This is a genomic window from Streptomyces phyllanthi (genome assembly GCF_009377205.1).
GTDB classification, from domain to species: Bacteria; Actinomycetota; Actinomycetes; order Streptomycetales; family Streptomycetaceae; genus Streptomyces; species Streptomyces phyllanthi.
The window spans coordinates 1-5,830 of sequence record NZ_VJZE01000532.1; the positions used below are offsets into that span (position 1 = coordinate 1).

The window sequence follows — 5,830 nt, forward strand, 5'->3', positions numbered from 1 at the left end:
ATCCTCACCACCCACGGTCTCCCCACCCTCATCGAACCCGCGGAGCTACTCGCCTCCGAGCTGCTCGGCAACGCCATCCGGCACACCAAGGGGCCCGCCGCCCTCAAGATCAGGCAGTCGGGCCCCTCGTTCCGCCTCGGGGCCTGGGACACGGACCCCACACCCCCCACCACCTCACCCGCCACCGTCTGCGACGAATCCGGCCGCGGCCTGCACATCGTGGACGCGTACGCGGAGGACTGGGGCTGGTTCCAGGTCAACGGCACCGGCGGGAAGTACGTCTGGGGTGAGATGGGCACGAAGACATGAGGCGGAACGAGCGGGGGTGGGGATGGCGGAGGTACGTCGTACGCTCCGATTCCTGGGCGGAGCAGGGCTGTTGGTCACAGCCGGTGTGGCCACGAACCAGGTCCTGTCCGACGGCAAGTTCAGCTGGAGCTGGTTGTACGCCTCACTCGGGGTCGCCGTCCTGAGCCTGCTGTACTCGGAGGTGTGGTCCGCGCCCCCTCCGGCCGGAGCCGACGCCGGGGAGGACACAGCGCACGGCCGCCGCAGCGTCTACCTGCGCCAACTGCGGGCGAGCGTACGGGACATGGAGACCGTCGGCATCGCCACGCAGGGCGAGTTCGTGTTTCGCATGCGCCAGGTGTACGTGGATGTCAGCGTCGTCCCGCAGGTCCTGCACGCCGCCACCAGGGAGCCGTACCTCGGTTCGGTGCCCGGAGGGGGAGCGCTGGGGCAGCGCCGAACCCTCGCGTCGGTGCTGCGGGACGCCGACCGGAGCGAGGTGTCCCGGATCCTGGCCGTGATCGGCGGACCGGGCTCGGGCAAGACCACGCTGGCCCGGAACACCGCCCTTGAGCTCTGCGAGCACAGCTGGTGGCCATGGCAGCGGCGGCGGCTGCCCGTACTGCTCTACCTGCGCGACCACGCCGCCGAACTGCTGGCCGACGAGACACCCGCACTGGGGGCGGTGGCGGTCTCCGCGGGGTGGCTGGAGGGCAAGGTCTCGGCGCGCTGGCTGGACCGCAGGCTCGATCGCGGCGGATGTGTCGTCCTGCTGGACGGGCTGGACGAGGTCGCCGACCCGGCGGAGCGGGGCCGGGTGGTGGCCTGGGTCGTCCGGCAGGTCCAGCGTCACCCGCACAACATCTACGTGGTGACGTCACGGCCGCACGGCTACGAGTCGAACCCGCTGCCGGGGGCGGAAGCCCTGCAGGTACGGCGGTTCACGGGAGAGCAGATCGAGAGGTTCCTGCGCCAGTGGTGCTTCGCCACGGAGAGCCGGGCCCGGTCCGGCACCGGGCGGGAGGTACGGGCGGCGGCGGACAGGAACGCCGACGACCTGCTGGCCCGCCTGCGGGAGCGCCCGGCCCTGTACGACCTGGCGGCCAACCCGCTGCTGCTGACGATGACCGCGAACGTGCACCGCTATCGCGGCCAGCTCCCCGGCAGCCGCGCGGAGTTGTACGCCGAGATGTGCGACGTACTGCTGCACCGCCGCTCCGAGGCCCGTGGCCTGCGGGACGCCACCGGCCTGACCGGTCCGCACAAGCAGCATGTCGTCCAGCATCTGGCCCTGGCGATGATGAAGGCCAAGGTCCGGGACTGGCCGGCGCGCGACGTGGTCAGGGCCATCCGAAGACCGCTACGGCAGGTCCCCGGCCACGTGGACCCCGACGTGTTCCTGGAGGAGGCCCGCAAGAGCGGCCTGCTGATCGAGCGCGAGCACGGCGTGTACGGCTTCGCCCACCTCACGTTGCAGGAGTACCTGGCCGCAGCCCAACTCGGCACGCCCCGCGCCGACACCAGCGTGCTGATCGACAACGTCAGTGACCCGTGGTGGCGCGAGACGATTCTCCTCTGGTCCGCCGCGAACGACGCCACGGCCGTCATCACCGCCTGCCTCGGCCTCGGCACCGTCCCCGCCCTGGCCCTGGCCTTCGACTGCGCCGACCAGGCAAGAACGGTCGATCCGGAGACCCGGGACCGCCTCGACGCCCTGCTGGCTCCCCCCGCGCCCGGCCAGAGCGTCGACCCGACCCGCCAACGCCTCCTGGCAGGGATCCAGGCCACTCGCATCCTGCGCGAAACCATCCAGCTGGACGACACCACGGCGCTCTGCGCGCGTCCCGTCCCCAACGCCCTGTACGACCTGTTCGTGAGCGAGGAGCGAGCAGCCGGCCGCCACCACCCCGTCCCGGACCACATATCAAGGAACAACAGGCGCGACAGACCCGTCCGGCACGGCGACCGAGTGGCTGTGGGCATGCGCATCGGAGACGCCGAACGCTTCGTCAACTGGCTGAACACCGTGACCGGAGAGGATGTCTACCGGCTGCCCACACCGGAGGAGCTCCGCGACCCCACGGCCGCCATGGCCGCCGACCTGACCCGGTACACGATCTGGGCCCACGACGGCACGAGCACCGTCCTCCACCAGCCGCCGGGAGTCTCCTGGCCCTACACCTACGACATCAGCGACAGACCCCTCCCGCTCGGCATCGCCACCGTCGACCGCGAGTACATCACCCTCTACCTGCGGCTCCTGGGCCTCCCGGCCCCGCAGCGCGACCGGGCAAGGGCCTGGACCAGGGTGCTCGCCACCGCCCTCACCCGCGCCTCCGAACTGCGCGGCTCCGCCGAATTCGCCGCGCTAGAACTCCCTGCCACCCTCGCCGTCGCCTTCGCCCTTGCCCGCGCCCTCGACGAGGCCCGGGAGCTTGCCCAAGACCCCGACAGCGGCAACGCTGTCGCCCCGGACCTCGCCCGCGGCCTGGCCCTCACCCTCGACCCCGATCGTGCCCTCGCCCTCACCCTGGGCCCCGATCCCCACCGCGCCCGCAACCTCGTCCAGGCCCTCGCCCTTGCCCGCGCCCTCGACCTCGACCTCGACGAGGTCTTCCGCAACACCTACATCCGCGTCATCAACCATGACGGCCACGTCTACGCCCAAGCCCTCGTCAACACCTTCGTCTACGCCCTGGCCCGCGCTCTCGAACGCTCCCATCGGCTTGACTCCGATTTCTCCGGCCACCCGGATCCCGATTCCGGCGACGCGCTCGTCCAAGCCCGTGGTCGTGCACTCGGCCTGGACCTCCACCAGGCTCTCGACCAGGCCCGCGCTCTCGACCCCGAGCTCTCCCAGCTCCTCGATCGCGCGTTCGCCAACACGCTCTCGTTCGACGTCGCCTTCGATTCCGGCTTCGAATTCGCACCCGTTTTCGCTCTCGATCTCGCCATCGACGTCGTCCACGGCTCCCATGCCGAAGCGATGAAGCTCGCGCTCACCGCTTTCCGCGTCCTGTTCGCCACCTGGGAACCCGAGCCCACCCTCCGCACAGAGACCGCCCTGCTCAGCATCCTCGACGGCCTCTTGACGCGGGTGGTAGCCGATCCCCTGCCCAGAGCACGCAGATCAGAGGATCCGGCCGCAACCGTCCGCCGGGCCTGTGAACTCCTTCACGCAGTTCCCCCGGGTGCCCCCGGTTCCCTGGCCGACCAGGTCCGGGGGCTGATGGACGACACCGCGGAATTCGTCACCGCGATGCGCGACCGGCGAACCCCCTCCGACCACCGTGCCCAGTCCGCTGCCCGCACGGCCCTGCTCGCCGCCATCGCGGGCCTTCGCATGACCGCTCAGCCCCCTGAGGGAGTGATCCACGCCCTGCATCTGGCGTGGGAGGACCTGACCACGCTCGACCACCTGACCCCAGGCCAGCCGCCCCCCAACCAGATCCTCCTCCTCACCCGCATCCAGCCCTAGCCACCCACCGCCCTCCGGCAACCACTCAGTTGTGCCCGTTGAACTCAGGCCGATGCAGCCGATCCGGAGTCAGCGGGCTCATGTCCGTCACATCACGCGGCACGATCTGGAACCCCTGCCAGTGCACCGGCATGGGCGTCTGGTCCTCGTCCCGCGCGATGTGGTGGAAGCCGACGTTGACCCAGACGACCGGGCGCGTGAGGTTCTCACCGTTCAGGTACTTGTCCACGCTGGGGCGGCAGCCCGGGTTGAGCCGGCGGTTGTCGCTGGCGTACTGCTCGCACGCCTTGTACTGGCTGACGTACACGTCGTGCCGCGTGTAGGCGTGCCTCGTGTACTTGTCCGAGCGGTTGTGGACGATCTCCCAGGACCGCGCGTGCCCGTCCGCGTTCCTGCTCGCCGACGCGACCACACGCCACCAGCGGTCGTTCGCGTTGTCCCCCGCGAACTCCTTGGTCATCCGCTTGCGGCTGGTCTTGAGCCGCCCGATCCCGTCGACCGCGCCGTTCGCCTTCGTGTCGTACTGCTCCACCTTCGACTTCCAGGAGCCGCCCGGCTTGAAGTCCAGCCGCCACAGGACGCTGTGCTGGTGGCTGAGCGCCTTCGCGGCACCGTTCTTCCCGACCGGCCAGCCGGTGCCGTCGGAGGCGTTGAAGGCGCCGCTGAAGAGGTTGCCCGTGGCGCCCTCCTTCGCGGTGATCGTGCCGTCGTCCGAGAAGTTCCACTGGGTGACGTAGTGGTACCAGCCGACCGCGTGGAGGGTGTAGACGACCAGGTCCTGTCCCTGCGCCGAGTCGGTACGCGCCTCGTCCTCCCCCACGTCACCGCTGTCCCCGTGGTATGCGAACCCGCGCGGCTGCGTCGTCACGCACAGCCCCTTGACCGTCCGCGTCCCGCCCCCGTTCGAGTCGGTCACGCGGAAGCTGCGGACCGTTCCGCCCGGGCAGTCCGCCGCCCTGATCGGCAGCGCACCCTCGCCGAGACGTACGTCGGTGACGTCGTTGTACTCGTACGAACCGTCGTCGTACGGCACGTTGATCTGCCCGAGCCGCGCACTGCCGAGCACTTCGATCGGCTTGCTCTCGTGCCGCGGCTGGTAGGTGACGTGGGTGAGGACCAGCCCGGCGGTGGGGCTGTTGCGCCAGCACATCCGCCAGGTGGTGCCGCCCGGGAGCTTCTTGGTGATCGCGGAATCGCCCGTGCAGGGCGGGGTGGCGGCTGCGGCCGGGAGCGCGGTGTCCGCGCCCTCGGCACCGCCGGTGGGCAGGGAGAAGAGGACAGCCGCACTGACCACGCCCCAGACGCCGAAGCGGGTGGAGCGGTGGGCGAATCTCCGGAACCTGTTCATGTGAGTACGTCCTTCTGTACGTGGTGGCGGTGACGGTGGCGGTCGGGTCGCCCGGTCACGGGAGGCGGTGCGCCGTACGGGCGCTGAGGTCGACGACGAACCGGCGGGTGTCGATCCACGGCCCGCCCTCGACGCGCGTGAACAGCCGCACGCAGCGGTGCGTCCCGTCGCAGTCGGCGGGGCCGGTCGCGCCCCGCCGCTCGTAGACCAGGCCCTGCACCGCCAGCCGGTCGCCGTCGCCGACCGGCTGACCGGTGGCGGCCTCGAAGTCCTGCTCCAGGCCGTCCCCGAGCGGACTCGCCAGCAGCAGCCTCAGCGCCTCACGTGACTCCTGGGCGGAGGGCGCCGGCTGAACTCCGGTGGCGGACGCGGTCCGTACGACCTCCCCCGTACCGAGGTCGACGGTCTTCTTCACGACACGCTCGTCCCGGTAGTCGTAGAAGAAGACGTCCGCGCTCCGCGCGCCTTCGTCCACCCCCTCACCGAGGTCCGCCGTGAGGAACTGCGGTGTCCCGTCCCGCCCCCGTACGTCCTCGCTCGTCATGCGCAGCGGACGGTCGCCGGCGAGGGCCGCCTGCCGGGCGCGGTCGATCTCGTACGCGGTGAGGGGATCGGCGCCGGTCCCCCTCCCGTCGGCGGCCGCGGGCGGCACGGCGTACGGCGATGAAGGCGCCGACTCCGGGTCCGCGGTGGGTGACGGCCCGACCCCCGTACGC

General features: G+C 70.9%; 4 protein-coding genes. 2 read left to right on the top strand and 2 right to left on the bottom strand.

Features of this window, described 5'->3' with window-relative positions; all coding sequences use genetic code 11:
• Both FNH04_RS40090 and FNH04_RS40095 read left to right on the top strand, forming a co-directional pair.
• Positions 1-309: ATP-binding protein (locus FNH04_RS40090; RefSeq protein ID WP_194236977.1), on the top strand; the 309-nt coding region annotated here is incomplete at its 5' end.
• A gap of 70 nt (positions 310-379) precedes the next feature.
• Positions 380-3,766 carry an NACHT domain-containing protein gene (locus FNH04_RS40095; RefSeq protein ID WP_228031896.1) on the top strand — a complete coding sequence of 1,129 codons (3,387 nt, stop codon included), beginning with the start codon at positions 380-382 and terminating at the stop codon, positions 3,764-3,766.
• A gap of 25 nt (positions 3,767-3,791) precedes the next feature.
• Here the strand turns inward: FNH04_RS40095 and FNH04_RS40100 are convergent, their stop codons facing one another.
• Positions 3,792-5,114 carry a copper amine oxidase gene (locus tag FNH04_RS40100; protein ID WP_152791068.1) on the bottom strand — a complete coding sequence of 441 codons (1,323 nt, stop codon included), beginning with the start codon at positions 5,112-5,114 and terminating at the stop codon, positions 3,792-3,794.
• 55 nt (positions 5,115-5,169) lie between these two features.
• The coding region (locus tag FNH04_RS46935) for a hypothetical protein (RefSeq protein WP_194236979.1) at positions 5,170-5,830 on the bottom strand (661 nt) is incomplete at its 5' end.